Source organism: Methylibium sp. (assembly GCF_035762065.1).
GTDB lineage: Bacteria > Pseudomonadota > Gammaproteobacteria > Burkholderiales > Burkholderiaceae_C > Methylibium.
Genome location: NZ_DASTPW010000048.1, coordinates 72,126 through 98,367 on the forward strand (window position 1 = coordinate 72,126; position 26,242 = coordinate 98,367).

At 70.7% G+C, this 26,242-nt stretch carries 24 protein-coding genes; 3 read left to right on the top strand and 21 right to left on the bottom strand.

Annotation, left to right across the window (positions count from 1 at the left end; genetic code table 11):
- Positions 1-32 precede the first annotated feature (32 nt).
- The 8 genes from ispG to VFR90_RS14045 form a co-directional block, all read right to left on the bottom strand.
- Positions 33-1,298: a flavodoxin-dependent (E)-4-hydroxy-3-methylbut-2-enyl-diphosphate synthase gene (gene ispG, locus VFR90_RS14010; RefSeq protein ID WP_326406759.1), complete on the bottom strand. Its 1,266-nt coding sequence runs from the start codon at positions 1,296-1,298 to the stop codon at positions 33-35.
- Between the two features lie 17 nt (positions 1,299-1,315).
- Positions 1,316-2,182 (bottom strand): helix-turn-helix domain-containing protein, encoded by an 867-nt coding sequence (locus VFR90_RS14015; RefSeq protein WP_326406760.1) that lies wholly within the window; start codon positions 2,180-2,182, stop codon positions 1,316-1,318.
- On the bottom strand, positions 2,175-3,008 hold the full coding sequence (gene pilW, locus VFR90_RS14020; RefSeq protein ID WP_326406761.1) for a type IV pilus biogenesis/stability protein PilW: 834 nt from the start codon (positions 3,006-3,008) through the stop codon (positions 2,175-2,177). The genes VFR90_RS14015 and pilW overlap by 8 nt, the downstream gene beginning before the upstream one ends.
- Positions 3,005-4,159: a dual-specificity RNA methyltransferase RlmN gene (rlmN, locus tag VFR90_RS14025; protein WP_326406762.1), complete on the bottom strand. Its 1,155-nt coding sequence runs from the start codon at positions 4,157-4,159 to the stop codon at positions 3,005-3,007. The genes pilW and rlmN overlap by 4 nt, the downstream gene beginning before the upstream one ends.
- Before the next feature lie 23 nt (positions 4,160-4,182).
- Positions 4,183-4,608: a nucleoside-diphosphate kinase gene (gene ndk / locus VFR90_RS14030; protein ID WP_326406763.1), complete on the bottom strand. Its 426-nt coding sequence runs from the start codon at positions 4,606-4,608 to the stop codon at positions 4,183-4,185.
- 88 nt (positions 4,609-4,696) lie between these two features.
- Entirely contained in the window at positions 4,697-6,469 is a 1,773-nt protein-coding gene (gene rluB / locus VFR90_RS14035; RefSeq protein WP_326406764.1) for a 23S rRNA pseudouridine(2605) synthase RluB, read from the bottom strand.
- On the bottom strand, positions 6,469-7,152 hold the full coding sequence (gene scpB, locus VFR90_RS14040; RefSeq protein WP_326406765.1) for an SMC-Scp complex subunit ScpB: 684 nt from the start codon (positions 7,150-7,152) through the stop codon (positions 6,469-6,471). Before scpB ends, rluB begins: the two co-directional genes overlap by 1 nt.
- A 202-nt stretch (positions 7,153-7,354) precedes the next feature.
- Positions 7,355-8,350, bottom strand: coding sequence for an RluA family pseudouridine synthase (locus VFR90_RS14045; RefSeq protein WP_326406766.1), 996 nt, complete (start codon positions 8,348-8,350; stop codon positions 7,355-7,357).
- On the opposite strand from VFR90_RS14045, the gene bamD reads away from it, so the two are divergent.
- A complete protein-coding gene (gene bamD, locus VFR90_RS14050) occupies positions 8,344-9,183 on the top strand; it encodes an outer membrane protein assembly factor BamD (protein ID WP_326406767.1) in 840 nt (279 codons plus the stop codon). The genes VFR90_RS14045 and bamD overlap by 7 nt on opposite strands.
- 21 nt (positions 9,184-9,204) lie before the next feature.
- Here bamD and yoaA read toward each other — a convergent pair whose 3' ends face one another.
- A complete protein-coding gene (gene yoaA, locus VFR90_RS14055) occupies positions 9,205-11,178 on the bottom strand; it encodes a DNA repair helicase YoaA (protein ID WP_326406768.1) in 1,974 nt (657 codons plus the stop codon).
- Positions 11,175-11,381, bottom strand: coding sequence for an HP1242/YdcH family protein (locus VFR90_RS14060; RefSeq protein WP_326406769.1), 207 nt, complete (start codon positions 11,379-11,381; stop codon positions 11,175-11,177). The genes yoaA and VFR90_RS14060 overlap by 4 nt, the downstream gene beginning before the upstream one ends.
- A 90-nt stretch (positions 11,382-11,471) precedes the next feature.
- On the opposite strand from VFR90_RS14060, the gene VFR90_RS14065 reads away from it, so the two are divergent.
- Entirely contained in the window at positions 11,472-12,242 is a 771-nt protein-coding gene (locus VFR90_RS14065) for a PP2C family protein-serine/threonine phosphatase (RefSeq protein WP_326406770.1), read from the top strand.
- A 40-nt stretch (positions 12,243-12,282) separates the two neighbouring features.
- Here VFR90_RS14065 and VFR90_RS14070 read toward each other — a convergent pair whose 3' ends face one another.
- The 7 genes from VFR90_RS14070 to VFR90_RS14100 form a co-directional block, all read right to left on the bottom strand.
- Positions 12,283-12,876 (bottom strand): hypothetical protein, encoded by a 594-nt coding sequence (locus VFR90_RS14070; RefSeq protein ID WP_326406771.1) that lies wholly within the window; start codon positions 12,874-12,876, stop codon positions 12,283-12,285.
- A complete protein-coding gene (gene zapE, locus VFR90_RS14075; RefSeq protein ID WP_326406772.1) occupies positions 12,876-13,973 on the bottom strand; it encodes a cell division protein ZapE in 1,098 nt (365 codons plus the stop codon). The genes VFR90_RS14070 and zapE overlap by 1 nt, the downstream gene beginning before the upstream one ends.
- A gap of 19 nt (positions 13,974-13,992) precedes the next feature.
- Positions 13,993-15,423 (bottom strand): dihydrolipoyl dehydrogenase, encoded by a 1,431-nt coding sequence (lpdA, locus tag VFR90_RS14080; RefSeq protein ID WP_326406773.1) that lies wholly within the window; start codon positions 15,421-15,423, stop codon positions 13,993-13,995.
- 15 nt (positions 15,424-15,438) lie between these two features.
- Positions 15,439-16,737, bottom strand: a complete 1,299-nt coding sequence (gene odhB, locus VFR90_RS14085) for a 2-oxoglutarate dehydrogenase complex dihydrolipoyllysine-residue succinyltransferase (RefSeq protein WP_326406774.1) — start codon at positions 16,735-16,737, stop codon at positions 15,439-15,441.
- A gap of 88 nt (positions 16,738-16,825) precedes the next feature.
- Positions 16,826-19,684: a 2-oxoglutarate dehydrogenase E1 component gene (locus VFR90_RS14090; RefSeq protein ID WP_326406775.1), complete on the bottom strand. Its 2,859-nt coding sequence runs from the start codon at positions 19,682-19,684 to the stop codon at positions 16,826-16,828.
- 213 nt (positions 19,685-19,897) lie between these two features.
- Positions 19,898-20,872 carry an Hsp33 family molecular chaperone HslO gene (hslO, locus tag VFR90_RS14095; protein ID WP_326406776.1) on the bottom strand — a complete coding sequence of 325 codons (975 nt, stop codon included), beginning with the start codon at positions 20,870-20,872 and terminating at the stop codon, positions 19,898-19,900.
- A 100-nt stretch (positions 20,873-20,972) separates the two neighbouring features.
- Complete coding sequence (locus VFR90_RS14100; RefSeq protein ID WP_326406777.1) at positions 20,973-21,497, bottom strand: gamma carbonic anhydrase family protein; 525 nt, start codon at positions 21,495-21,497, stop codon at positions 20,973-20,975.
- 33 nt (positions 21,498-21,530) lie between these two features.
- Here VFR90_RS14100 and VFR90_RS14105 point away from each other — a divergent pair, with 33 nt between their 5' ends.
- Positions 21,531-22,355, top strand: a complete 825-nt coding sequence (locus VFR90_RS14105; RefSeq protein ID WP_326406778.1) for a ferritin-like domain-containing protein — start codon at positions 21,531-21,533, stop codon at positions 22,353-22,355.
- Here the strand turns inward: VFR90_RS14105 and VFR90_RS14110 are convergent, their stop codons facing one another.
- From VFR90_RS14110 to VFR90_RS14125, 4 genes are read right to left on the bottom strand one after another with little or no spacing between them, the layout of a single operon-like run.
- Complete coding sequence (locus VFR90_RS14110; protein ID WP_326406779.1) at positions 22,356-22,982, bottom strand: MarC family protein; 627 nt, start codon at positions 22,980-22,982, stop codon at positions 22,356-22,358.
- Positions 22,983-23,018: 36 nt separating this feature from the next.
- Positions 23,019-24,098, bottom strand: coding sequence for a VWA domain-containing protein (locus tag VFR90_RS14115; RefSeq protein ID WP_326406780.1), 1,080 nt, complete (start codon positions 24,096-24,098; stop codon positions 23,019-23,021).
- A complete protein-coding gene (locus VFR90_RS14120; RefSeq protein WP_326406781.1) occupies positions 24,095-25,126 on the bottom strand; it encodes a DUF58 domain-containing protein in 1,032 nt (343 codons plus the stop codon). Before VFR90_RS14120 ends, VFR90_RS14115 begins: the two co-directional genes overlap by 4 nt.
- Positions 25,123-26,202 (bottom strand): AAA family ATPase, encoded by a 1,080-nt coding sequence (locus VFR90_RS14125; RefSeq protein WP_326406782.1) that lies wholly within the window; start codon positions 26,200-26,202, stop codon positions 25,123-25,125. Before VFR90_RS14125 ends, VFR90_RS14120 begins: the two co-directional genes overlap by 4 nt.
- Positions 26,203-26,242 lie beyond the last annotated feature (40 nt).

Below are 26,242 nucleotides of genomic sequence, written 5' to 3' on the forward strand. Positions count from 1 at the left end.
CGCGGCGCAGTCTCCGCGCCGCCCGCTGGGATTCAGGCGTGCACGCCGCCGTAGCGCTTCTCGATGTAGTTCTCGACGATCGTCTGGAACTCGCGCGCGATGCCCTCACCACGCAACGTCAGGGCCTTCTCGCCGTCGATGAACACCGGCGCGGCCGGCGCCTCGCCGGTGCCGGGCAGGCTGATGCCGATGTCGGCGTGCTTGCTCTCCCCGGGACCGTTGACGATGCAGCCCATCACCGCCAGCTTCATGGACTCGACGCCCGGGTACTTCGCCTTCCACACCGGCATCTGCGCGCGCAGGAAGTCGTCGATCTGCTTGGCGAGTTCCTGGAACGTGGTGCTGGTGGTTCGGCCGCAGCCGGGGCAGGCGGTGACGCTCGGATTGAACGCGCGCAACCCGAGCGACTGCAGGATCTCCATCGCGACGACGACCTCCTGCGTGCGCGCCTCGCCCGGCTGCGGCGTCAGGCTCACGCGGATGGTGTCGCCGATGCCTTCCTGAAGCAGCAGCGACAAGGCCGCGGTCGATGCGACCGTACCCTTGGTGCCCATGCCGGCTTCGGTCAGGCCGAGGTGCAGCGGGTGGTCGCAGCGCGCGGCGAGTGCCCGGTAGACGCTCACCAGATCCTGCACGCCGCTGACCTTGCAGCTGATGAGGATCTGCGCCGGATCCATGCCCAGCTCCTGCGCGTACCGGGCCGACTGCAACGCCGAGGCGATCAGCGCCTGGTACATCACCTGCTGCGCATCCCAGGGCTCGGCACGCTGCGCGTTCTCGTCCATCAACGCCGCGAGCAATTCCTGGTCGAGGCTGCCCCAGTTGACGCCGATGCGTACCGGCTTCGCGTACTTGATCGCCGTCTCGACCATCATCGAGAACTGGCGATCTCGCTTGTCGCCCTTGCCGACGTTGCCGGGGTTGATGCGGTACTTGCTCAGCGCCTCGGCGCAGGCCGGGTGCTCGGTGAGCAGCCGGTGGCCGTTGTAGTGGAAGTCGCCGATCAGCGGCACCGCGATGCCCATGCGGTCGAGCTGATCGCGGATGTGCGGCACGGCCGCGGCGGCCTCCGGCGTGTTCACCGTGATGCGCACCAGCTCGCTGCCGGCCAGCGCCAGTTCCTTGCACTGGATCGCGGTCCCGATGACGTCGACCGTGTCGGTGTTGGTCATGGACTGCACGCGCACCGGCGCGTCGCCGCCGATCGTGACGACGTTCGAGCCCCAGGCCACGCGCGCCTGCCTAGAGCGGCGCGCCGCCGGCTTGGCGGCGGCGATCGGCTGGGTGTCGAGATGCATGCGGGTGTCGGGCGCGTTCACTTCAATTCCAATCTCGCCACGTTGTCGCGCGATGCGCCCAGCGCGACCGGCTGGCCCTTGAAGGTGACCTGCGTCGCCTCGGCATTGCCGACCACCACGCGCAGCGGCAAGGCGCCGTCCAGGCCGGCCGCCTCGCCGGCCGCGAGGCTGCGCGACAGCAGCACCCGCCCCGCCGCATCGCGCACCTCGACCCAGGACTCGGCGGCGGCACGCAGCATCAACACGCCGCCGACCACCGGTGCCGCATCGGCGGGCGCTGCCGGCGCGGAAAACACCGTATCGACGACCACCGGCACCGAGGCCGCCGGTTCGGGCAACACGGCGGTGACCGTGGTCGTGACCACGCCGGCCGCCGCCGGCTCCTCGCCCGGCGGCGTGACGCCGGTCGTCGGCGCGGCGGCCTGCGTCGCCGAAGGCTGCGGCGCGCGCTTCGACCAGAAGCCCATCGGCAGCCAGTAGACGGTGGCCGCGCCGAGCGCCAGCACCAAGCCGGCGATCAATGGCAGGTTGACCAGTCGGCGCAAGTCGAGCCCGTCGAGCCCGCCGACGCGCGCCTTGAACGGCGCATTGAGTCCGAGCGAAAACTGCGCCAGCTCGTCGGCCTTCGGTCGCGGCAGCCTTGCAAGAACCGGCTCCGCGTCCATCTTCAGCGCCCGGCAGACGCTGAACGCTAGTGCGCGGGTGAAGGTCGGGCTGGGCAGCTCGTCGTAGCGGTTGGCCTCGAGCAGCTCCAGCTTGAGCCTCGGCACCTTCAGCGACGCGGCCAGGTCGTCGAGCCGCAGCTTGCGTTCCTCGCGCGCCGCGCGCAGCAGATCGCCGCCGGTCGCGGCGGCGACCTCGGGCGCTCCGGCCTCGTCACTCATCGAAGGCCCCACGCTCGAAGGCGAGCGCCTCGCGCGATTGCGGATAGCTCGCGCGCAGCTGGTTGCCGAAATCGCGCATGCCCTGCGGGTTGCCGAGCCGGCGCTCGACCCGCGCGGCCAGCCACAGCGATTCAGGATTGCGCAGCTCGGCGTTGCCGTTCACCCGGCGCACGTAGAAGCGCGCCCGCTCGTAGTCGCCCTTGCGGTAGAGCACGTCGGCCAGGTTCATCGCGGTCGCCGGGTTGCCGGCATCGAGTTCGTAGGCGCGCTTGAGCGTCGCCTCGGCCTTGTCGAGCTGGCCGGCGCGCGCTTCGCAGACACCCTGCGCGAGCATCGTCCGGTTCGCGTTGCGGTACTGCGGCGCTGCAACGGCGCGCTGGAACATCGCCTCCGCCTCGCCGTAGCGCCCGCGCTGGCACAGGTACCAACCGAAGTTGTGCATGGTGTCGGCGTCGTTCGGCGCGAGTTCGAGCGCGCGCTTGAAGCTCTGCGTCGCGAGCGCCTCGTCGCCGAGCGCGGCAAGGATCAGCCCGCGCAGGTTCAGCGCCTGCGGCAGGTCAGGGTTGGCATCGAGCGCGCGCTTGACCTCGTTGAGCGCGACGTCGTAGCGGCCGTCGGCGTAGTAGGCGGCGGCGAGGTCGAGCCGCAGGCCGGCGCGCCGGTCGGAATCGGCCGTCTCGGCCTGCGCCGCCGACGGCGGCGCGGCCGTGCGCTGCGGCGGCGTGTAGTCGTTGCGCGGCGGCGTGCTGCCGCAGGCCGCCAACAGCAGGGCGGCCACGCCGGCAAGCGCGGCAAAGGTGGAGCGGATCGCTTCGGTCGGTGTCATCGGGGCAGCGCCTCGCCGGAAGATCGATGGCGCAGCGGCAGCGCGATCGGCCGCAGCCGCGTCGCGACGCGCGTGCGGTCCTGCACCTCGCCGGCGAGCTGGCCGCACGCGGCGTCGATGTCGTCGCCGCGCGTCTTGCGCACCGTCGTCACCAGGCCGCCGGCGATCAGGCGCTCGGCGAAGGCCTGCACACGCGCATTCGGCGAGCGCTCGAGGCCTGACGCAGGGAAGGGATTGAACGGGATCAGGTTGATCTTGCAAGGCACTTCACCGGCCGGGCCGCGCGCACCGACCAGCGCGAGCAGCTCGTCGGCCTCGCGCTCGCCGTCGTTGACGCCGTCGAGCATGCAGTACTCGAAGGTGACGAAGTCGCGCGGCGCGCGTTCGAGGTAGCGCTTGCAGGCCGCCATCAAGTCGGCCAGCGGATGCTTGCGGTTCAGCGGCACGAGTTCGCTGCGCAGCGCGTCGTTGGCGGCGTGCAGCGAGACCGCGAGCGCGACCGGCACCTCGTCGCGCAGCCGGTCGATCATCGGCACGACACCGGAGGTCGACACGGTGAGCCGCCGGCGCGAAAGGCCGTAGCCGTGGTCGTCGAGCATCACGCGCAGCGCCGGCAGCAGCGCATGGATGTTCTGCAGCGGCTCGCCCATGCCCATCATCACGACGTTGCTGACGACGCGGCCCGACGCATCGGCGCGCGCGCCCTCGGCGCGCAGCCGGTGCTCTGCGAAGCGAAGCTGCGCGACGATCTCGCCGGTGCCGAGGTTGCGGCTGAAGCCCTGGTGGCCGGTCGAGCAGAAGCGGCAGCCGACCGCGCAGCCGGCCTGCGACGAGATGCACAGCGTGCCGCGGTCGTCTTCAGGAATGAAGACGGTCTCGACCGCATCGCCGGCGCCGACGTCGAACAGCCACTTGATCGTGCCGTCGCTCGCGCGCTGCTCGGAGACCACCGGCAGCGAGCGGACCTCGGCGTGGTCGACGAGCTTGGCGCGCAGCGACTTCGCCAGGTCCGACATCCGTTCGAAATCGCTCTCGCCGCGCTGGTGAAGCCAGCGGAACAGCTGCACCGCGCGGAAACGCTTCTCGCCGAGCGACTCGCACCACGCGGCGAGGCCCTCGAGATCGAAGTCGAGCAGCGGGGTGCGGTCCATCGTGCCTTGCGGCGCCCCGCGTCTCAGCGGCTGTGCAGATTCATCTGCGGAAAGAAGAACGCGATCTCCACCGCGGCGGTCTCTGCGGCGTCGGAGCCGTGCACCGCGTTCGCGTCGATGCTGTCGGCGAAGTCGGCGCGGATCGTGCCCGGCGCCGCCTTCTTCGGATCGGTCGCACCCATCAGCTCGCGATGGCGGGCGATCGCGTTTTCGCCTTCGAGCGCCTGCACCATCACCGGCCCGGAGATCATGAACTTGACCAGATCCTCGAAGAATGGCCGGCCCTTGTGCACGCCGTAGAACTGCTCCGCCTCGCCGCGCGAGAGATGCAGCATCCGCGCCGCGACGACCTTCAGGCCGGCGCTTTCGAAGCGCGCGTAGATCTGGCCGATGACGTTCTTCGCGACAGCGTCGGGCTTGATGATGGAAAGGGTCCGTTCGAGGGCCATGCGTGTGCTCCGGGGATCAGGAAAAAGGCGGTCAAAAACAGCACGGGATTGTAGGCGTGGCCTTGCGGCGCGAGGTCCCGGCAGCGACTCAGCGGCGCCCGCGCCCGCCGCCCGGGCGGCCCCCACCGCCCCCACCGCCACCGCCGCCACCGCCGCGCTTGCCGCCGCCGCGGTTGAAGAAGGCGTCGGCGCCGATGTAGCCGACCGCCGTCTGCATCGGATCGGGCTGCTTCGGACCGCCCTTCTTCGCGCCGCCGGGGCCGGGCTCCTCGGTCGGACGGCCGAAGCCGGCGTTGATGCGCTGCGAGCCCTTGACGAAGCGGCGGTCGAAGGTCTGCTCGAGCGGATTCGGGATCGTGCCCGGCGGACCTTCGAAGTCCGGCTCGCGCGTGGTGCCGCCGAAGCCCTGGTTCGGCCCGCGGCGGGGACCCTTGGCGAAGCGGCGGTCGAAGGTCTGCTCGAGCGGATTCGGGATGCGGCCGAAGTCCTCCTGGAAACCGGTGTCGCCCTCGGGCTCGCGCGGCGCGTCGGCGCCCTGCGGGCCGGGACGCGGGCCGCGCTCGGGCGGGAAGTTGGCGCCGTTCGACCCGCGGGCGCCGAGGTTCTTGCCGCCGCGCCCGCGCTTGTTCGCGCCCGGGCCGCGGTCGTTGCGCGGGCCCTGCTCGGCCTGCGGCCGCTGGCCCGGCTGCGGCTGGCCGCGGCCGACGGCGAGCCGGATCGCGCGCACGTCGCTTTCGTCGAGCTCGACCCACACGCCGCGCTTCAGGCCGCGGGGCAGCACCACCGCGCCGTAGCGGATGCGGATCAGCCGGCTCACCGCGAGGCCGACCGCTTCGAAGAGCTTGCGCACCTCGCGGTTGCGACCTTCGGTGATGACGACGCGATACCAGCGGTTGGCGCCCTCGCCGCCGCCGTCCTCGATGCTCTTGAATGCGGCCGCTTGTCCGTCGATCTCGACGCCCTCGAGCAGCCGCTGGCGCTGCGCGTCGTCGAGGCTACCGAGCACCCGCGCGGCGTATTCGCGCTCGACGCCGAAGCGCGGATGCATCAGCTGATTCGCGAGCTCGCCGACGTTGGTGAACAGCAGCAGGCCTTCGGTGTTGATGTCGAGCCGGCCGACCGACTGCCACTTGCCGTGCGGCATCCGCGGCAGCCGACGGAACACCGTGGGCCGCCCTTCCGGATCGTTGAAGCTGCACACCTCGCCGGCCGGCTTGTGGTAGGCCAGCACACGCGCGATCCCCGGCAGGAAGCGCAGCTTGACGGGCTTGCCGTCGACCGCGACGCGATCGCCCTGCACGACGCGCATGCCGACGTGCGCCACCTCGTCGTTCACCGTGACCTTGCCGTCCTGGATCATCTGTTCCATGTCGCGGCGCGAGCCGATGCCCGACTGCGCGAGCAGCTTGTGCAGCTTGGGCGCCTCGGGCTCGGGGCGCAGCACGCGCTTGGCCGATTGCTCCAGGCTCGCTTCATCGTCGGGTTCGGGCGCCTCGGCGTCGTAGGCGCCGGAGATCACTTCGCCGAAGCGTTCGGCCAGCGCGGCCGGGTCGGCCGCTGCGGGCGCCATGCCCGGCGGCCGAGGCGGCGGCTCCACGCCTTCGGCGCGCGGCTCGTCGCCCTCGCTGCCGGCCAACCCTTTGCCGCGGCTGCGCCGGCGCGGGCGGCTGCGCCGCGATTCGACGCCGTCGCCCTCGGCAGCCGCGCCATCGCCTTCGATATCCGCCGTCCGCGCCTCGATCGCGTCGGCCGAAGCGTCGCCCGCCTCGTCGGTGGCCGCCGGTGCCGGCCGGGGCGAGGCGTCGGGCGCCTGGGTATCGCTGGGGGCGGTCGTCTCGGGCGAGGCTTGTTCAGGGTTCATCAGGGGGCTTCCATGCCGGCTGCGGCGGGGTACATCGGAGATTCGGTTTCGCTTGGGGCGTCGGCTGCAACATCCGCCGGGCCGTCCGGCACGGTGACGGGCTCGGCCGGCGTCTGCCCGTCGAGCAACGAGCCCTGTTGCGGCGCCAGCACGTCGAACATGTGCTGCGCGCCGCTGCCGTCAAGCAGGGGCAGCTGTTCGAGGCTCGCGAGGCCGAGGTCGTCGAGGAACTGCCGCGTCGTCGCGTACAGCATCGGCCGGCCCGGCGTTTCTCGGTGACCGATGGTCTCGACCCAGCCGCGGTCCTCGAGCTGCTTGAGGATCTGGCTGCTGACGGTGACGCCGCGGATTTCCTCGATGTCGCCGCGAGTGACCGGCTGCCGGTAGGCGACGATCGCCAGCGTCTCCAGCGTCGCGCGGCTGTAGCGCGGCGGCTTCTCGGGGTGCAGGCGATCGAGGTGCTCGCGCATCTCGGGGCGGCTCTGGAACCGCCAGCCGGTCGCGACTGCGGCCAGTTCGACGCCGCGGCCTTGCCAGTCTTTCGAGAGCTCGTCGAGCAGCATGCGCACGCTGTCGGCGGCCAGTTCGTCGTTGAAGAGCGTGCGCAGCTCGCGCACCGACAGCGGCTGGGCCGCGCAGATGAGCGCCGTCTCGAGGACGCGCTTCGCATCCTGTGTGTTCATCGACTCGATTTCAGCGGGCCGGCATCGGAGGCCAGCAACGGAGACCACAGGGCCAGGGGACAAGCAGCGCTGCTCGGTGGCACCGTGCGCGGCGGAAGGCGTGGCCTTCTTGTCCGGCAGCGCCTGCGCGATCCATGCGCGCTTTCCAGGGGGCCGCGCTTCCGACCGGAAGCTGCGGCGTACGAAGGATTCTAGCGGAGGCTTACGCGTCAAGACCTGCGATGGACGAGCAGGCCGCGCGGAGATCGCCCGGGAGCGACGCCTCGAAGGCCAGCGCGCGGGCTTCGACGGGATGCGCGAAGGCGAGCCGCCGTGCGTGCAGCGCCTGCCGCTCGAGCCCGAGCGCCGACCGGCCGCCGTAGAGCCGGTCGGCCACCAGCGGATGGCCACGGTGCGCAAGATGCACGCGGATCTGATGCGTCCGCCCGGTGTGCAGTCGGCATTCGAGGGCCGCGATGCCGTCGACTTCGCCCAGCACCTGCACGTCGGTGCGCGCCTCGCGCCCGTTCGCGGCGACGGCCATCTTGACCCGCGAGACGGGATCGCGGCCGATCGGTGCATCGACGCTGAAGGCCTCGGGCCGCGGCCGGCCGTGCACCAGCGCGAGGTAGTGGCGCGCCACCTCGCGCGCGGCGATCGCACGGGCCAGCGCGGTCACCGCGGCCAGTGTCTTGCCGATGACCATCAGGCCGCTCGTGTCCTTGTCGAGCCGGTGCACGATGCCGGCGCGCGGCAAGGCCACGGCGTCGGCGTGGTGCGCGAGCAGCCCGTGCATCAGCGTGCCGCTCCAGTGGCCGGGCGCGGGGTGGACGACCAGGCCGGCCGGCTTGTCGAGCACCAGCAGGTGCTCGTCCTCGAACACGATCGCCAGCGCCATCGGCTCGGGCCGGACATCGGCCAGACGCTCGGGCAGCACCAACTCGATCCCGACGGCCTCGCCGGCCTTCAGCCGCCGCGACGCGCTGCGCTGTTCGACGCCGTCGATGCCGACCCGGCCGGCCTCGATCAAGGTCTGCAGATGGCTGCGCGAGAACGCGGGGATGTGCGCGGCGAGCCAGCGATCGAGTCGCTGGCCGTGGCCGTCGATCCCGACATTCAATGCCTTCCGCTCGCTCGCGGAAGGGGCAGCGACGACGTCGTCCTCCTCCTCGCCGTACTTGGGCGCCGAAGCCTCGCTCGTATACTTTTTCGATGCCATGCCAGATCACGCAGCGCGGTGTTTTCCGCGGCCGTAAGTCCGTCGCCACGCTGGCGGCCGCAAGCGCTTTCGCGATTGTTGCCGGGCTCGCCGGCTGCAGCTCGTCGCCGAAGGACGAAACCGCCGGCAAGGCGACCGAGAAGATCTATGAGGAGGCGCGCGACGAAGCCAGCACCGGCAACTGGGATCGCGCGGTGAAGCTTTACGAGCGCGTCGAGGCCCGCCTCGCCGGCACGCAGCAGGCGCAGCAGGCGCAGCTCGACCTCGCCTATGCGTACTACAAGACCGGCGAGAAGGCGCAGGCGCTGTCGACGCTCGATCGCTTCATCAAGCTGCACCCGAGCAGCCCGGCGCTCGACTACGCCTACTACCTCCAGGGCCTGGTCAACTTCAACGAGAACTTGGGCTTGCTCGGCAGCATCACCCGGCAGGACCTTTCCGAACGGGACCAGCAGGCCGCGCGCGACGCCTACCAGAGCTTCCGGCAGATCACGACGCTGTTCCCCGATTCGAAGTACGCGCCCGACGCCGGCCTTCGGATGAACTACATCGTCAACACGCTGGCGCAGTACGAGGTGCACGTCGCGCGCTACTACTACCGGCGCGGCGCCTACGTCGCCGCGGCCAACCGCGCGCAGCAGGCGGTGCAGGAGTTCCAGCGCGCGCCGGCCACCGAGGAAGCGCTGTACATCATGGGCCTGAGCTACGACAGGCTCGGCCTGACCCAGTTGCGTGACGACGCGCAGCGCGTGCTGACCAGCAACTTCCCGCAGTCGCGCTACGTTCGCGAAGGCTTCGCCGAGCCGACCAAGGCCTGGTGGCAGGTCTGGTAAGCCGCGCCGGCCGCCGCGGGTTCAGCTCGACGCGATCTCGCGCAGCCAGGCCAGCGCGTCGTCACGATCGTCCAGTCGCGGCATCGGCGGTAGCGCGGCAAGAATGCGGCGGCCGTAGCCCATCGAACGCAGTCGCGGGTCGGCGATCACCAGCAGGCCGCGGTCGGTCTCGCTGCGGATCAGGCGGCCGGCGCCCTGCTTGATCGAGATGGCGGCCTCGGCGACGTAGTGTTCGCCGAAGGGGTCGCCACCGTCTTCCTCGATGCGCCTCACGCGCGCCTCGACCAGCGGATCGTTCGGCGCCGGAAACGGCAGCTTGTCGATCAGCACGCATTGCAGCGCGTCGCCGGCGACGTCGATGCCTTCCCAGAAGCTCTGTGAGCCGACCAGCACCGCGCGCGGTCGATCGACGAAGCGCTGCAAGAGCTGCCGTTTCGGCGCGCTGCCCTGCAGCAGCACCTCGATCGGCGGGGCCTCGTCGGCCAGCGCGTCTTGCAGCCGCTCGCCGATGCGCGTCATCGCGCGCAGGCTGGTGGTGAGCACGAAGCTGCGCCCGCCCGCGGCGCGCGCGCACGCGGCCGCCAGCTCGGCGACCGCGTCGGCATGCGCCGGCTCGTTGGGCTTCGGGAAGCGCGCCGGCACATGCAGCCGCGCATGGCTCGCGTAGTCGAAGGGGCTGCCGATCTGCACCGTGGTCGCTTCGTCGAGCCCGGCCTGCGCGGTGAACCAGCGCAGCTTCGCTTCGCTGCCGAGCGTCGCCGAGGTGAAGACCCAGGCGCGCGAGCCGCTCGCGATCTGCTCGCGCATCGCATCGCGCACGTCGAGCGGCGACTCGACGAGCCGCAACCCGTAGCTCGAGCGATCGATCCAGCGCACCCGATCGCTCGCGCCCGCGGCGCCAAAGTGCGCGGCGCGCTTGGCGAGCGTGCGGCTGCGCTCGCCAAGCTTGTCGAGATCCGGTGAGGCGCCGGCGACCTGGTCGAGTGCCTGCGCGAGCGCCTCGCAAGCCGTGCCCAAGCGCTGCAGCGCGCCGCTGAACTCCGGCCGGCCGGCGAGATCGGCCCAGCGCGAGCGCTGGCCTGCGGCGCTCGCCTCGCCGGCCGCGAGCCGCAGCTCGCGCAGCGCGGTCTCGCAGGCCGATACCCGCTCGGCCCAGGGCTGCAGCCCGCGTGCTTGCGTCAGGCCGAGGTGCAGCACATCGCGCGCGAGATCGGCGACCTGCGCGCTCGCGAGCGTCTCGCCGAGGAAGCCGATGCCCGCGTCGGTGAGCTGGTGCGCCTCGTCGAAGATGACCAGCTCGACGCTTGGCAGCAGCTCAGCGATGCCGGTCTCGCGCAGCCGAAGGTCGGCAAAGAACAGGTGGTGGTTGACGACGACGAGGTCGGCCGCCATCGCCTCGCGCCGCGCCTTCAGCACGTGGCAGGCGCGGTACTCGGGGCAGTCGCTGCCGAGGCAGTTCTCGCGCGTCGAGGTCACCAGCGGGATCGCCGACGAGCGTTCGTCGAGGCCGTCGAGCTCGGCGAGGTCGCCGGTGGCCGTGCCCGGCGCCCAGGTCTCGATGCGGGCGATCGTGCGCAGCGCGAAGCGGTCGCCGGCGAGCGCCGACGATCGCGCATGCTTCAGCCGATGCAGGCACAAGTAACTCGCGCGGCCCTTCAACAGCGCGGCGGTCAGCGGCAGCGCCAGGCTTGCACGCAGCCGCGGCAGGTCGCGCAGGAAGAGCTGATCCTGCAGGCTCTTGGTGGCGGTGCTGACCAGCGTGCGCCGGCCCGAGAGCAGCGCCGGCACGAGGTAGGCGAAGGTCTTGCCGACGCCTGTGCCCGCCTCGACGGCCAGCACGTCTGCACGCTCGATGGCACCGACCACCGCCTCGGCCATCCGCGTCTGCGCCTCGCGCGGCCGGTAGCCGGGGTCGGCCGCGTGCAGCGGCCCGCCGAAAGCGAAGGCTTCATCGACGGCGGCCTGCAGCGCAGAGCGCGCCGGGGCGCCGCTCATGCCGGCTCGGGAGGGCTCAGCTGCAGCTCGAGCCGGGCGATCTGGTCGCGCAGCCCGAGGCGGCGCTTCTTCAAGCGGCGCAGGCTCAGTTCGTCGAGATTCGCCGGCGCGAGCATCGCGCGGTCGATCAGATCGTCGAGGTCGCCGTGCTCGATGCGCAGCTCGATCAGGCGGCGTTGCGGCGAATGCAGGTTGTCGTCCATCGTCCTCCGGCGCTCGGTCGTGCCATCGAATGCAGTTCGCCGACGATTCCTGCTCACGTGGTGCGCAAGGCGACCAGTATAGTTTTCGGCATGCCCACCACCGCCCCTGCCGGCTACCGGCTCGCCGCCGCCACCGGCCTGCATCGCGGCGATCGCGCCTACCAGCAGGATCAGGTTTCGGTGCTCCCGCATGCGCGCGTCCCCGGCTGCCTGCTCGCGGTGGTCGCCGACGGCATGGGCGGCAAGAGCGGCGGGCGCAAAGCCGCCGACCAGGTGCAATTGACGGCGCAGCAACTGTTCGAGCGCTACACGCCAAGCCGCGACGACCCGGCCGAGACGCTGAAGCAGCTCGTCGTCGAATCGCATCTGATGATCAAGCTGACCGCGATCACCGCGGAGGAAGAGCCCCACAGCACGATCGCCGCTCTGCTGGTCAGCCCTTCGCGAGCCTGCTCGATCATCCATGCGGGCGATTCCCGCATCTACCACTTCCGCGGCGCCGAGATGCTCTCGCGCACCAAGGACCATTCCTTCGTGCAGCGCCTCGTCGACGAGGGCCAGATCACCGAGGAAGAAGCCAACGCGCATCCGCAGTCGAACCTGCTGACCGGCTGCCTCGGCACGCAGCAGGATCCACCGATCACGCTGGCGAACATCGAGCATCTGGAGGTCGGGGACACGCTGCTCGTCTGCAGCGACGGCCTGTGGCACTACTTCACCCCGCGCGAGCTCGCGGCAATCGTGCAGGCCCTGCCGCCGCGCGATGCGAGCGAGATGCTGGTCGCGAAGGCGCGCCAGCGCGCCCGCGGCGGCGGCGACAACCTGTCGCTCGCGATCATCCGGGTGGAAGACCTGGCTTGAGCCAACCGTTCGCGGTCGCCGCGGACGGGTGCACACAGGATCAGCGCGGCGCCGGCGCGCCCGTGACCGGCGGCAGCGGCGCGGCGCTCTTGCCCGAGCGCCGGCGTTCGGCCTCACGACGCAGCGCTTCGTCCTTCTTGCGCCCAGCCTCGCGCAAGCGCGCGTCGTAGCGTGCGGCTTCGGCGGCTTCGTCGGGCTTGGGACGCGGCGGCTTCGCGGCAGGCGGCGCGCTGGCGGCAGGCAGCAAGGGCGCTCGCCGGGCCACGCCTTGGCGGCGCTCGGCCGGTTCCTGCGCCGGCACCAGCGACAAGGACGGCGGCGTGCCGCTCGCCCGCTGCTGTTTCGCGTCGATGCGCGCCTGCCGAGCGGCGGCGCGCTGGCGGCGCTCACGGTCGTCGAGCTCGGCTTCGCGCGTCTGCAAGGCGGTGAGCGCTTCGCGCCGCGTCGCCTGCGCGGCTTCGACGCAGGACGTCACGGCGAATTGCTGGCGGCACTCGCGTTCGCGCGCCGCGTACTCCGCCTGGGCGCGTTGGCGCGCTGCGGCGATCTCGCCCCGCTCGGCGTCGGCGGCCGCCGCACGCCCGCCGGCCAGCAGCGCGGCGAGCGAGACGACCGCTGCAAGCCGATGCCGCATCACGTCAGCGCCACGTCCACCTCGCGCCGGGCCTGCGCGAGGTACTCGGGCGACTGCATCTCGATCAGCCGCGACACCGTGCGCGGGAACTCGTGCACCAGCGGGCCTTCGGTGTAGAGCTTCTGGGGCGGCACCGCCGCGGAGATCACCAGCTTCACGCGACGATCGTAGAGCACGTCCACCAGCCAGGTGAAGCGCCGCGCGGGCGAGGCGAGCCGGGGCGACATCGCCGGCACGTCGGACACGATCACCGTGTGGAAGCGCGCCGCGAGCTCGAGGTAATCGTTCTGCGAGCGTGGGCCTGCGCACAGCATCTCGAAGTCAAACCACACCACACCGCCGGCGCGGCGCTTCGCGCGCAGCTCGCGCTGCTCGATGTGCAGCAGCGGCGACTCGTCGCGCGTCTCGGCCAGCCGCTCGAAGTTGGCCAGCAGCGCGGCGTCGGCCTCGGCTCCGAGCGGCACGTGGTACAGCTGCAGCGCATCGAGCGTGCGCTGCCGGTAGTCGGTGCCGGCATCGACGTTGATGACCTCGAGCCGCTCGTTCAGCAGCTCGATCGCCGGCAGGATCCGGTCGCGATGCAGGCCGTTCGGGTAGAGCCCGTCCGGCGGGAAGTTCGAGGTGGTGACGAAGCTGACGCGGTGCTCGAACAGCGCGGCCAGCAGGCGGTGCAGGATCATCGCGTCGGTCACGTCGGCGATGTGGAACTCGTCGAAGCAGATCAGCCGGAAGCGCCGCGCGATGCGCGCGCCAAGTTCGTCGAGCGGGTCGGCCTGCCCCTTGAGCTCCTGCAGTTCGCGGTGCACCTCGCGCATGAACTCGTGGAAGTGCAGCCGCGTCTTTCGCGTCAGCGGCACCGAGTGGAAGAAGCAGTCCATCAGGAAGCTCTTCCCGCGCCCGACGCCGCCCCACATGTAGACGCCGCGGGGGATGGGTGGACGGCGCAGCAGCTTCGTGACCGCGTTGCCGCGGCGTGCCTTGTAGTCGGCCCACTCGCGCTCGCAGCGTTCGAGCGCGTCGAGCGCGCGAAGCTGCGCCGCGTCGCTGTGGTAGCCGCGCTCGGCGAGGCTCTGCTCGTAGAACCCGCGGACCGTCACTGCTCGCGGCCCGGCGGCATCAGAAGTTCAGCGTGCGCTTGTCCACCGCCAGCGCGGCTTCCTTCGTCGCTTCGCTCAACGAGGGATGCGCATGGCAGATGCGCGCGATGTCCTCGGCACTGGCCCGGAACTCCATCGCGACGACGGCTTCCGCGATCAGCTCGCTGGCCATCGGGCCGACGATGTGCACGCCGAGGATCTCGTCGGTCTTCGCGTCGGCGAGGAACTTCACCATGCCGGTCGTGTCGCCCAGCGCACGCGCGCGGCCGTTCGCCATGAACGGGAAGCTGCCTGCCTTGTAGGCGCGCCCAGCGGCCTTCAACTGCTGCTCGGTCTGGCCGACCCAAGCGATCTCAGGCGAGGTGTAGATCACCCACGGGATGGTGTTGAAGTTGACGTGCCCGTGCTGGCCCGCGATGCGCTCGGCCACCGCGACGCCCTCTTCTTCCGCCTTGTGCGCAAGCATCGGGCCGCGCACCACGTCGCCCACCGCCCAGACGTTCGGCAGGTTCGTCCGGCAGTCGCCGTCGACGACGATCGCACCGCGTTCGTCGAGCTTCAGGCCGACGGCTTCGGCGTTCAGACCGACGGTGTTCGGCACGCGGCCGATCGAGACGATCAGCTTGTCCACCTCGAGCTTCTGCTCGCCGCCCTTGGCATCGGTGTAGGCCACCGCCACGCCCTTCTTGCCCGCCTTCACCTCGCCGATCTTCACGCCGAGTTCGATCTTCAGACCCTGCTTGTCGAACGCCTTCTTGGCTTCCTTCGCGATCTGCTGGTCAACCGCGCCGAGGAAGTCCGGCAGCGCCTCGAGCACCGTGACATCCGCGCCGAGCCGGCGCCAGACCGAGCCCATCTCGAGGCCGATCACGCCGGCGCCGATCAAGCCCAGCTTCTTGGGCACCGCCGGCATGCGCAGCGCGCCGTCGTTGCTGAGGACGGACTCCTCGTCGAAGGGCGCACCGGGCAGCGCGCGCGCGTTAGAGCCGGTCGCGACGATGACGTGCTTCGCGAAGATCGTTGCCTCGGTCGGCGCGCTGACGTGGATCTCATAGCCGCTCTCGCCCGCCTTCGCGAACGAGCCGCGGCCGTGGAAGAAGCTGACCTTGTTCTTCTTGAACAGGTAGAGGATGCCGTCGTTGTTCTGCTTCACCACGCCGTCCTTGCGCCCGAGCATCTTCGCGATATCGATGCGCAAGTCCGAAAGGCCGATGCCGTGGTCGGCGAAGGCGTGGCCGGCGTGCTCGAAGTGCTCGCTCGACTGCAGCAGCGCCTTGCTCGGGATGCAGCCGACGTTGGTGCAGGTCCCGCCCGGCGCGGGGCCGCCCTTGTCGTTCTTCCATTCGTCGATGCATGCGGTGGCGAAGCCCAGCTGTGCCGCGCGGATCGCGGCGATGTAGCCGCCGGGGCCGCCGCCGATGACGATGACGTCGAATTGTTTGCCGCTCATGTTCGTCGTCCCCGATCAGATGTCGAACAGCAGCCGCGCCGGGTCTTCCAGCGCTTCCTTCATCGCCACCAGCCCGAGCACCGCTTCGCGGCCGTCGATGATGCGGTGGTCGTAGCTCATCGCGAGGTAGTTGATCGGGCGCACGACGACCTGCCCGTTCTCGACCACCGCGCGGTCCTTCGTCGCATGCACGCCGAGGATCGCGCTTTGCGGCGGGTTGATGATGGGCGTCGACAGCATCGAGCCGAACACGCCCCCGTTGCTGATCGAGAAGGTGCCGCCCATCAGCTCGTCGAGCGAGAGCTTGCCGTCCTTCGCCTTCTGGCCGAACTCGGCGATCTTCTTCTCGATGTCGGCGAAGCTCATCTGATCCGCATTGCGCAGGATCGGCACGACCAGACCGCGCGGCGAGCCGACCGCGATGCCGATGTCGAAGTAGCCGTGGTAGACGATGTCGTTGCCGTCGACGCTGGCGTTGAGCACCGGGTACTTCTTCAGCGCGGCAACCGCGGCCTTCACGAAGAAGCTCATGAAGCCGATCTTGACGCCGTGCTCCTTCTCGAACTTCTCCTGGAAGCGCTTGCGCATCTCCATCACCGGGGCCATGTTCACTTCGTTGAACGTGGTGAGGATCGCGTTGCTCGACTGCGATTGCAGCAGGCGCTCGGCGACGCGCGCGCGCAGGCGCGACATCGGCACGCGCTGCTCGGGGCGCTCGCCGAGGTTCGCTCCGGCGGGCATCGCGACCGGGGGCAGCGGCTTGGCGGCGCTCGGGGCCGGCGGCGTCGGCACGGGCGCCTTCGCGGCCGGCGCGGGCGCCGGCGACTTTGCCCCGACTTCGAGCGCGCCCAGCACGTCGCCCTTGGTGACTCGGCCGTTGCGGCCGGTCCCTGCGACCGAGCCGGCCGGCAGATCGTGCTCGGCCATCAGCTTCGCGGCCGCCGGCATCGCGATGTCGCTCTTCGTCGCGGCCGCTGCGGCGACCGCCGGCGCCACGCCCGGCGTGGCACCGGGTGCGGGTTGCGCCGGTGGAACCGGCTTGACCTGGCCTTCGCCGGTCAGCGTCTCCTTGCCTTCGGTGTCGATCTTCGCGATCACCTCCTCGGCAATGCAGCTGTCGCCGTCGTTCTTGATCACCTGCGCGAGCACGCCGGCGGCCGGCGCGGGCACTTCGAGCACGACCTTGTCGGTCTCGATCTCGATCAGGATCTCATCGAGCGCCACGGCTTCGCCGGGCTTCTTCTTCCATTGCAGCAAGGTGGCTTCGGCCACCGATTCGGACAGTTGCGGGACCTTGACTTCGACGAGGGCCATGGTGAGGCGTCTTTCTTGATGAGCGGATGTGCGCCGACGCCGCCGTCGCGAGCCGAACGCTCTGCGACAGCGGTGCCGGCCCGAAACTTCAGCGGGTGAGAACGAAGCCCTTGAGCTTCGCGAAGGCCTGGTCGAGCAGCGCCTTCTGCTGCTCCTGGTGCAGGTGGGCGTAGCCCACCGCCGGCGAGGCCGAGAACGGCCGCCCGGCATAGCCGAGCTTCTGGCCTTCGGTCATGTTCTCGTGGATGTAGTGCTGCACCGCGAACCAGGCGCCCTGGTTCTGCGGCTCATCCTGGCACCAGACGACGTCGGCCGCGTTCGGGTACTTCTTCATCTCGGCGCCGAAGGCCTTGTGCGGGAACGGGTAGAGCTGCTCGAGCCGCAGGATCGCGACGTCGAAGGCCTTCTTCTCCTCGCGCTTCTTCACCAGGTCGTAATAGACCTTGCCCGAGCACAGGATCACGCGGGAGACCCTCGCCGGATCGATCGCCTCGTGCTTCTCGCCGATCACCGTCTTGAACTCGCCCTTGGTGAAGTCGGTCAGCGGCGAGGTCGCGTCCTTCGCGCGCAGCAGCGACTTCGGCGTCATCACGATCAGCGGCTTGCGGAACTGCCGCACCATCTGCCGGCGCAGCAGGTGGAAGATCTGGCTGGCCGAGGTCGGCTGGCAGATCTGCATGTTGTTGTCGGCCGCCAGGTGCATGAAGCGCTCGAGGCGCGCCGAGCTGTGCTCCGGGCCCTGGCCTTCGTAGCCGTGGGGCAGCAGCAGCGTCAGGCCGTTCACGCGGCCCCACTTCACCTCGCCCGAAGCGATGAACTGGTCGATCACGACCTGCGCGCCGTTCGCGAAATCGCCGAACTGCGCCTCCCAGATCGTCAGCGTGTTCGGCTCGGCGCTCGAGTAGCCGTACTCGAAGCCGAGCACCGCTTCTTCCGAGAGGATGGAGTCGATCACGACGAACGGCGCCTGCTTGTCGGCGACGTTCTGCAGCGGCACGTAGGTGCCGGTGTCCCACTTCTCGCGGTTCTGGTCGTGCAGCACCGCGTGGCGGTGGGTGAAGGTGCCGCGTCCGCAGTCCTCGCCGCTCAGGCGCACGCCGTAGCCCGAGGCGACGAGCGACGCGTAGGCGAGCGTCTCGCCCATCCCCCAGTCGAAGTTGATCTCGCCCCGGCCCATCGCGGCGCGGTCGGCATACACCTTCTCGACCAGCGGGTGCGCCTTGAAGTCCTTCGGGATCGTCGTCACGCGCTCGGCGAGGCGCTTGACCTCGGCCAGCGGCAGCGCGGTGTCGGCGGCGTCCGTCCACTTCTTGCCGAGGAAGGGCGCCCAGTCGACCGCGTACTTGCTCTTGAAGTTGGTCAGCACCGGATCGACGGTGTGCTTGCCGGCGTCCATCGCGCTTCGATACGCCTTGACCATCTCGTCCGGTTGCTCCGGCTTGAGCACCGCCTGGGTCACCAGCTTGTCGGCGTAGAGCTTGCGCGTGCCGGGGTGCTGGGCGATCTTCTTGTACATGAGCGGCTGGGTCAGCGCCGGCGTGTCCTGCTCGTTGTGGCCCAGCTTGCGGAAGCAGATGATGTCCACCACCACGTCCTTCGCGAACTCCTGGCGGTAGTCGAGCGCGAGCTGCGTGCAGAAGACGACCGCCTCCGGGTCGTCGCCGTTCACGTGCAGCACCGGCGCCTCGATCATCTTGACGACGTCGGTGCAGTACAGCGTCGAGCGCGAGTCGCGCGGATCGCTGGTGGTGAAGCCGATCTGGTTGTTGATGACGATGTGCAGCGTGCCGCCGGTGAAGTAGCCGCGCGTTTGCGCCAGCGCCAGCGTCTCCATCACGACGCCCTGGCCCGCGAACGCCGCGTCGCCATGCACCAGCACCGGCAGCACCGAGTCGCCGTCGGTGTCGCCGCGGCGGTCGAGGCGGGCCTTGACCGAACCCTCGACGACCGGGTTGACGATCTCGAGGTGCGAGGGGTTGAACGACAGGCTCAGGTGCACCGGGCCGCCGCGGGTGGAGATGTCGCTCGAGAAGCCCTGGTGGTACTTCACGTCGCCGGCGGTCAGGTCTTCCTTGGCGGTGTGGTCGAACTCGGCGAACAGCATCGCCGGCATCTTGCCCAGCGTGTTGACCAGCACGTTGAGCCGGCCGCGGTGGGCCATGCCGATCACGATCTCCTGCACGCCCTTCTCGCCGGCACGCTGGACCGCTTCGTCCATGCTCGCGATGAAGCTCTCGCCGCCTTCGAGCGAGAAGCGCTTCTGGCCGACGTACTTCGTGTGCAGATAGCGCTCGAGGCCTTCGGCCGCCGTGAGCCGCTCGAGGATGTGCTTCTTCTGGTCGGCGGTGTAGAGCGGCTTGGAGCGACTGCGCTCGAGCCGCTCCTGCCACCAGCGCTTCTCGGCCGGCTCGGTGATGTGCATGAACTCGGCGCCGATCGAGCCGCAGTACGTCTCGCGCAGCGCCTGAAGGATTTCGCGCAGCGTCTGCTGCTCGTCGGTGGTGAAGTAGGTGTTCGTCGCGCTGAACGTGATGTCCATGTCGGACTCGCTCAGGTCGTAGAACGCAGGTTCCAGCTCGGGGATGCGCGGGCGCTCGGTGCGCTTCAACGGGTCGAGGTCGGCCCAGCGCGCGCCGAGCGATCGGTACGCGGCGATCAGCGACTGCACGTGCACCTGCTTGCGTGCGACCGCCAGTTCGGCCGCGCTCGCCTTCACCGCGAAGGCGTTGGACTTGGCGCGCTGCGCGAAGGATTCGATGACGGGCGCGTGGGGCACGTCGCGCGCTTCGCTGCCGTCGGTGGCCGGCACGTGCTGGAGCGCGTCGAAGTAGGCGCGCCACTTGTCGGGCACCGAGCCAGGGTTGTCGAGGTAGGCCTCGTACAGCTCTTCGACGTAGGGCGCGTTGCCCCCGAACAGGTACGAGTTCGAGCGGTACTGCTGCATCATGATTCGCTCACCTTTCGCCCTGGCATCCAGGGCTTTGGCTGGTTAAGAAACCTTCCGCGACACGGCTTGACCGGTTGGCGGATTGCGACCCGCCTTGGCGCGGGACCGGCAGCCACGGCTGCAGGACACGACGAAGGGGACGGGAAGGACCGGCCGGCAATGTAGCACCGGCATGCCGATTCGAGCCCGGCCGATCGGCGAAGTCCGCGACGACTACTGCACGGCGCGGGACGTCGGCGGCTGGTCGCGCGGCGGGCTGAAGACCTCGGCGCTGTCGACCGCATCGAAGCGGTAGCGCGCGCCGCAGAACTCGCAAGTCACGTCGGCCTCGCCGCGCTCGGCGATCAGGCTGTCGAACTCGTCGCGGCCGAGGCCCGCGAGCATGCGCGCGACGCGGCCGCGCGAGCAGCTGCAGGCGAATCGCGGGCCGTTCGCGCCGGAAAGCGGCGCGAAGCGGCGCAGGTTCTCTTCCCAGAACAGGCGGCGCAGCAGGGTGTCGGCGTCCAGGCTCAGCAGCTCGGCGCGCGTGAGCGTGCCGGCGAGCATCGCGATGCGCTTGAAGTCCTCGCTGCGGCCGATGCCGTCCTCGTTGCGCTCGCCCGCGTCGCCGAGGTTGCCGGCGCCTTCGACCGGCAGCCGCTGGATCAGCAGTCCCGCGGCGATCTTGTCGTCGGCCGCGAGCACGAGCTTGGTGTCGAGCTGCTCCGACTGCAGCATGTAGTGCTCGAGCACCTGCGCAAGCTCGGCCAGCGGCTCGCGCCGGTCGCCGTGCAGCGGCACCACGCCCTGGTAGGGCTGCTGCCCCGGCAGCCGCTGGCGCGGGTCGAGCGTGATCGCGCAGCGGCCGCGCCCGTGCGGGTTCACCAGCGCTTCGAGGCCGCTGCCCGGCTCGACGGTACCGACGAGCGTCGCCGTCGCACGCAGCGCCAGATCGGGCTGCGCCTCGGCGACCGCCAGCTTCACCGGCCCGTCGCCGTGCAGCTGCAGGATCAGCGCGCCGTCGAACTTGATGTTGGCCTGCATCAGGACCGCGGCCGCCGACATCTCGCCGAGCAGCTCGCGCACCGGCTGCGGATAAGCCCGCTCGACGCCCCGGCGCGCGAGCAGGTCGCCCCAGGCGTCGGTCAGGCGCACGAGCATGCCGCGCACCGGCAGGCCCTCGAAAAGAAACTTGTGGAGTTCGCTCATGTCAGCCCCTTGCCCGTGGAGTACGCCGGTCGATCCCCCGAGGGATGGCGAGCCGGCTCGGGGCGGCCCGGCGCTTGTGTCGCCCGTGCGCAGATGGCGCTCAGCCGACCCGCTTCAAGCCACGCTTGAAGCGCAGGGTGCGCTCGACGTAGCCCTGCGCCCCCTGCCGCATCTTCGCGATCTGCGCAGCGTCGAGCGTGCGCTTGACGACCGCGGGGCTGCCGACGATGAGGCTGCCGTCGGGAAACTCCTTGCCTTCGGTCACCACGGCTCCGGCGCCCACGATGCAGTCGCGCCCGATCCGCGCCCGGTTCAGCACGATCGCCTGGATGCCGATCAGCGAGCCGTCGCCCACCGTGCAGCCGTGCAGCATCGCCTGGTGGCCGACGGTCACGCCTTCGCCGATCACCAACGGGCAGCCCGGGTCGGTATGCAGCACGGCGCCCTCCTGCACGTTGCTGCGCGCGCCGATCGCGATCGGCTCGTTGTCGCCGCGGATCACCGCGTTCGACCACACGCTCGCGCCTTCGGCCAGGCTCACCGCGCCGATGACTTCGGCGCTGTCGGCGACGTAGGCGGTTTCGTGGACCTGGGGGCTCGTGTCGTCGAGGCTGAACAGCGCCATGGAAGCTCCGAAGTCGAGTGCAGAATTTTAAGGATGAGCCCTGCCGCAGCCTTCGCGCCGACCGAGCTGCGCCGCGGCGCGCTCGCGTGCCTGGAGATCGCCGAGCCGGAGGCCAAGCTTGCCGCCGTGCAGGCGCTCGCGCATGCCGCGCGCTACCGGAAGGCGCCACTGCCGATCGACCCCGCCGTGCGGCTCGAACCGGCCCGCGCGCTGCCCGGCCGCCCGGCGAAGCCCGAGCTCGTGCCGGTGCGCTCGCTCGCCCAGCGTTCGGTGCACACCCGGCCCGGCCGCGCCGCGCTGCTGCACGCGATCGCGCACATCGAGTTCAACGCGATCAACCTCGCGCTCGACGCGATCTGGCGCTTCGCCGGCATGCCGCCCGCGTACTACAAGGGCTGGCTGCTCGTGGCCGACGAGGAGGCGCAGCACTTCGCGCTGCTCGTCGAGCACCTGCGCACGCTGGGTCACCGCTATGGCGACTTCCCCGCGCACGACGGCCTGTGGAGCATGGTCGAGCGCACGGCCGGCGACGTGCTCGCGCGCATGGCGCTGGTGCCGCGCACGCTCGAAGCGCGCGGCCTCGACGCGACGCCGCCGCTGCAGGCCAAGCTGCGGGAGGCCGGCGACGAGCGCGCGGCCGAGATCCTCGGCGTCATCCTGCGCGACGAGGTCGGCCACGTCTCGATCGGCAACCACTGGTACCGCTGGCTGTGCAAGCGCGCGAAGCTCGATCCGGTCGCGACCTACGCCGAGCTCGCCGAGCGCCATGACGCACCGAAGCCGCGCCCGCCGCTCAACCTCGACGCACGCGCCGCCGCCGGCTTCACGGCGGCCGAGCTGGATGCGCTGAAGCGCTGACTACAGCGTGCCGATGAAGTAGCGCTTCAGGCCGGCGAGGATCATCTCGACGGCGATCGCGGTCAGCACCAGTCCCATCAGCTTCTCGACCGCAGACACCATCGATTCGCCGAGCCAGCGCCGGATGCGGTCGGCGGCGAGCATCACCGAGGCGCACACCAGCATCGCCGCGGTCACGGCGCCGACCCACTGCATCAGCTGCTGCGGCTGCCGCGACGCGAGCAGCAGCACCGTCGCCATCGCCGACGGGCCGGCCAGCAGCGGCACCGCGAGCGGAAAGATGAAGGGCTCGCGCGGCGAGCCGCTCGCCGTCGACGAATCGGCGGCGTCGGACGCGTAGATCTGCGAACCCGAGCTGAAGATCATCCGGATCGCGATGATCAGCAGGATCACGCCGCCGGCCACTTCGAGCGAGCGCTCGGACAGATGCATCAGGCGCAGGAAGCCGTCGCCGGCGACCATGAAGGCCAGCAGCACCGCGAAGGCTAGGGTCGCCTCGCGCAGCACGACGATGCGGCGCCGCTCGGGCGCCACGCCTTGCAGCACCGAAATGAAGATCGGCAGGCTGCCGAACGGGTCGAGCACGAGCAGCAGCAGCACGAGCGCGGAGGCGAAGCTGTGGTCCATGGCCGCGGATTCTCGCGGCCCGGCCCTCGGGCGCTGCTAGACGACGCGGTGGAACCACCACAGCGACAGCCCCGCCGACAGCAGCAGCACCGCCAGCGCGAGCGCCGCGACGAAGGCCGTCACCTCGGTCTGCCGCGTCTCGAAGACGAGCCGCGTGTTCAGGGTCTCGTAGACCTTCTTGAGGTCCATCGCGGTCCCCGCGAAGAAGTACTCGCCCTGGGTCATCGTCGCGATGCTCTTGAGCGTGTCCTCGTCGAGCTTGACGTGCACCGACCAGCCCTCGAAGGCGATCACGCCGCCTTCCTTGGTGCCGACACCCACCGTGTAGACGCGCACGCCGCGGTCGGCGGCGATCTTGGCGGCGGTCAGCGGGTCGGGGCCGGTGGTGCGCTGGCCGTCGCTGAGCAGGATCACGACGCCTTCGTGGTACGAGCCGGCCGGCACCGGCTTCATCGCGCCGGGGTTCTGGCCGTTGCGCGGGTCGACGCCTTCGGGCGGCTTCATGCCCAGCGGCGCGCTGCGGGTGCCGCCGTCGGCGCCAGCCTGGATGGCATCGACGCTGTAGCCGGCGTCGGGGAACAGCGTCGCGAGCGAGACGATCAGGCCGCTGCCGGTCGCCGTGCCGCGCTGCAGCTGGAAGCGGTCGATCGCGGCGATCACGTCCTCGCGCGAGCGCGTCGGCGGCTGCACCAGGTAGGCGGTGCCGGCGAAGGCGACGACGCCGATGCGCGTGTACGGCGGCTGCTCCTCGACGAAGGCGCGCGCGGCGGCCTGCATCGCCTCCAGGCGGCTCGGCTGCACGTCGGTCGCGCGCATGCTGCCGGAGACGTCCATCGCGAGGATCACCGTCTGCTGCTGGCTCGGCAGCCGCAGCACCGCCTGGGGCCGCGCGAGTGACAACAGCAGCAACGCGGTCGCGACGAGGAACAGCAGCGGCGGCAAGTGCTGCCGCCAGGGCGAACGGCCGGCCGCCGCCTGCTTGACCAGCGACAGGCTCGCCAGCTGCAGCGCGACGCGCTTGCGGCGCTTGAGCAGCAGCCAGTAGACGAGCACCAGCGCCGGCAGCAGCAGCAGGCCCCAGAGGAACTCGGGCCACAGAAAGATCGGCATCTTCATCGGCCGGCTCCCGGCGCCGCGACTGCGGCGCTTCCCTGGGCAACGGCCGCCGCACCGGCGCCGCGTTGCCGCGCGACGCGGCGGCGCAGTTGCACGAAGCGCGTCAGCGCATCCGCGAGGTCGTCTTCGGTCGAGAGCTCGAGCGCATCGACACCGGCCGCCGCGAGGCCGTCCTGCAGCGCCGCCTCGCGCTCGGCCAGCGCCTGCGCATGGCGCGCGCGCAGGCGCTTGTCGGCGGTGTCCACGAGGAGCTGCTCGCCGGTCTCGGCATCGCCCATCACCACCAGCCCGAGCGGCGGCAGCGCGCCGTCGAGCGGGTCGACGAGCCGCACCGCCAGCACCTCGTGGCGCTGCGCGAGCCGCCCGAGCGGCGCCTGCCAGCCGGGCTCGCTGTGGAAATCCGAGACGACGAAGATCTGGCTGCGCCGCTTCATCAGCGGCCAGGCGGCTTCGAGCAGTTCACCGAGCCGCGTGCCGGCTTCCGGCCGGCCCGGGCTGCGCGCGACCGCCACGCGCATCGCCGGCGCCACCGCGAGCCCGTGCATCAGCCGCAGCACCTGCCGGCGGCCGCTGCCGGGGCTGACGATGCCGTCGACGCCGCGCCGATAACGCAGCGCGCCGACGCGGTTGCCGCGCCGCGCGAGCAGGCTCGCCATCAGGCCGACGAACTCGAGCGCGACGGTCGAGCGCGAACGCCGCGCGCCGATCTCGGCCGACGCGCTCAGATCGACCAGGAACCAGGCGCTCAGGTCGCGATCCTCGTGGTAGCGGCGCACGTGCGGCACGCCCAGGCGCGCGGTGACGTTCCAGTCGATGTGGCGCACGTCGTCGTGGGCCTGGTACTCGCGCAGGTCGGCGAGGTCGTCGCCGGGGCCGTGCAGCAGGCCGCGGTAGTCGCCGTGCAGCGCGCCGTCGAGGCGGCGCAGCACCTTCCATTCGAGGCCGCGCAGCAGCCGCTCGGCATCGACCGCCGGCACCGGCGCCGCGGCGGCCGGTGGCGTGACCAGACGAGGCCGGCGTCCGATCATGCGGCGGCTGCCTTCTCGGCTTCTTCGCCGCCGTCCCGCGCGGCGGCCGGGCCGGCGAAGCCGCCGCGCGATGCGAGCGGCGTCGCCGGCGGGCGGATGCGCCGCAGCAGCGCGGCGATCAGCGCATCGGGCGCCGCGCCTTCGGCGAGCGCCTGGTAGGAAAGCACGAGGCGATGCCGCAGCACGTCGGGCACCAGCTCGGTGACGTCTTCGGGCAGCACGTAGTCGCGCCCGCGCAGCAGCGCCAGCGCGCGCGCACCTTCGATCAGGTGGATGCTCGCGCGCGGGCTCGCGCCGAAGGCGATCTGCGCGGTGAGCTCGGGCAGGCCGTGGCGGGCCGGATCGCGCGTGGCGTTCACCAGCTTCACCGCGTACTGGATCAGCGACGGCTCGACGAAGCTCCTGCGGCAAGCCTTCTGCAAGGCGAGCAGCTCGTCGCTGCCGATCACCGGGCCGATCGACGCGGCCGGGCCGGTGACGCGCTCGACGATCGCGTACTCCTCTTCCTCGCTCGGATAGCCGACCAGCACCTTCATCATGAAGCGGTCGACCTGCGCCTCGGGCAGCGGGTAGGTGCCCTCGGTCTCGATCGGGTTCTGCGTCGCCATCACAAGGAAGGGCTCGGCGACCCTGTGCGTGGTGCCGGCGATCGTGACCTGCCGCTCCTGCATCACTTCGAGCAGCGCGCTCTGCACCTTGGCCGGCGCGCGGTTGATCTCGTCGGCCAGCAGCAGGTTCGTGAAGACAGGGCCGAGCGAGGTGGTGAAGTCGCCGGTCTTCTGGTTGAACACGCGCGTTCCCACCAGGTCGGCCGGCACCAGGTCGGGCGTGAACTGGATGCGGCGGAAGCCGCCGGCCAGCACGGTGGCGAGCGTCTTCACCGTCTGCGTCTTCGCGAGGCCCGGCATGCCTTCGACGAGCAGGTGGCCCTGGGCCAGCATCGCGATCAGCACGCGCTCGAGGAAGGCGTCCTGGCCGACGACGACCTTCTTCACCTCGTAGAGCACGCGCTGCATCTGCGCGGCGACGTCCTCGGGCTTGATCGGCGGCTGAAGGGTGAAGGGCGAGTCGGTCATCGGAACCTCGGAAAGCGAGATGGGCGGCAGGCGGCGTTCC